The 2,333-nt window shown below is 39.3% G+C and carries 1 protein-coding gene; it reads left to right on the top strand.

All coding sequences use genetic code 11. The features are described 5' to 3' along the window. Positions 1-1,731 (top strand): hypothetical protein (locus A6733_RS08650; RefSeq protein ID WP_176696730.1); only part of this gene is annotated, 1,731 nt, incomplete at its 5' end. Positions 1,732-2,333 lie beyond the last annotated feature (602 nt).

Genomic DNA, 2,333 nt, shown 5'->3' with positions numbered 1-2,333 from the left:
GATTTTTTATCGAAACTAGATTGTTCTATTAGTGATCAAGCTGAGTCTGTATTTAACTCAGAGTGGGATGAAGAAGCTAAGGGAATCCTTGTTGCACTAGAAGATGGGTCATTAGCTGATGTTAATTGCGAAGATCTTGTTAATGTCCTTGATGTTGCTGGCATTCCTAAAGTAGCATCCCTGATTTCTACAAAATATGAAAGGTATCAAAAATTTTTGATAAATAAAAGCAAGACATCAGGAATTGATAGTAAATGTAAGGCTGATGGTACTAAGTCTGCTCCCAAAAAATCAAGAATTGGTAGTAAACGTAAGGCTAGTGGTACTAATTCTGCTCCCAAAGAGCCAGAAATAGATCTTAATTTTTATGGCATCCATTTTCGAAAAATTTTGCCCAAGCCTAATCCTGGAGCTTCTGATCAACGTGATAGTGTATCTGCTACTGGTAATGTCTCTAACGTTGTAGAATCACCTGTAGACACTGGGTCCTCTTTGCCTATTATTTTGCTTCTCCCTCTTCCTCAATCACAACCTCAGCCTGAATTTTCTTTACCTCTTGCTAGTGTATCTGTGACTGATACTGTCACAGCTGCAGCTGGAGGTACTGGATATTCAGTGCCTATCGTTACCGAGTCTGTAGCTGTTTCTGATCAACCTTCCAGTGTATCTGTGACTGATACCGTCACCGCTGCATTGCCATTACATGGAGTTACTGGATCTTCAGTGCCTGTCGTTACTGAGTCTGCTTCTGCGTCAACTGTTTTGGGCGAATCTTCTTCGATTATTAGTGGAGGTGTTGTAGCCTCGACTGGGGATATTGTTAATTCTGCTTTGGGAATTTTAGAAGATGAATTATCTGTTGGACCTTCATCTTCATTTTCGCTTGCGCCCTTGCCTTTGTCTTCACCTCCGTCTGATTTGATTAGGGTAGGTGACGATATTTCATCTTTCTCTTCATCGAGCATAGGAGATGCAGCTAGGTCAGCTGAGATTAGTGTTGCTCCTGTATTTTTGAGCTTGGAAGATGAATCGCTTGCGTCTCCTCCTCATTCAATTTCTATTTTACCCGTATCTTCGTCTTCATCTTCATTATCTTCATCTTTGCCTTTATCTCCGTCTGAATCAGTATTAGATGCAGATGTTTCCTCTTCCTCTTCCCCTTCTTCCTCTCCCTCTTCCACTTCAGAGTCACCTGTATCTACTAGATCAGGAGTAGATGCAGATGTTTCCTCTTCCTCTTCAGAGTCGCCTTTATCTACTAGAGAAGTTATTGAATTAGCTACGGAAGGTAACGTTTCTGCGTTGGGGACTTTAGGTGAATTGCATTCTGTGACTTCATGTGAGCAGCCAATAGTGCCAACTACTGTTTCTTCTTCTGTTTCTGTTGCTATTAAGGAATTTACAACGGTAACTAGCAGTAGTTATCCTCGCGGACCTAAGAAATCATTTATGATTCGTTCAATTAGCGAGTCTTTTGAGGTACCTATGGGTGGTGGCAATGCTGTTGCTGGACCTTCTTCTGCACCAGTGGATGTTAGTGCTCCACTTATGGCTGTTACTGGTGTTGCTGCTGAAGAGCATGATGTGGGAGCTAGATTGGCAGCATTGCTGAATCAAGGTCTTCCGCCTTCGCCATTACCTGCAGGTGAACCAAGTGGGTCTATGAGAGGAGGTAGAGGTAGAAGAGGTAGAGGTAGAAGAGGCAGAGGTAGGTCGTCTTCCTTACGTTAGCTTGATGTGCAAAGTTTTTGTATTATAAAGAGGTCGTTCTTTGTACTTGAATGATTGGACTCATATTTTGCTCATGTTAGTTTAGGTTTTTATAGGTAGTTATATATTTTTATTTTACCTTTCTTCTTATTCAATAGATATTTTATCCTTTATTGGAAACTATACTTAGCAATAACTTTTTATGCCAATACATTAATCTGTGTTTTTATCTTTATTTTTTTATGCCAGATTTTGCAATTTTTGTACTACATTACATTAATAATATCAGCATTTTTTGGGACCAGTAACAAGAGAGTGTTTTTTTTTATTTGGAAGTGACTATGTATACTTCTATTGTATTATTATGGTATGTTCTGGATACTTATGCGGCTTTTGATATATAATAGTAGCGTACATATTTTTTTATAGATATCAATTTAGTATTGTGATTTGTACTGTCTCTGCCGTCGTGGTATCACCTATGTATATGTACTAAATCTTCTTTGCCTCTTGTTGCTTAGTTTGCTACTGTGTCGACCGTTTCTGATCAACACTGTTGGTGTATTCATGACTGATGCTGTTTCTACTCTTGTAGTATTACCTGGTGGTACTGAGTTTTCCTT

It is taken from the genome of Candidatus Ichthyocystis sparus, from assembly GCF_900078745.1.
Lineage (GTDB): Bacteria > Pseudomonadota > Gammaproteobacteria > Burkholderiales > 2013Ark19i > Ichthyocystis > Ichthyocystis sparus.
The sequence above is the reverse complement of the archived record's forward strand: the minus strand, read 5'-3'. Positions and strand labels throughout refer to the sequence as shown.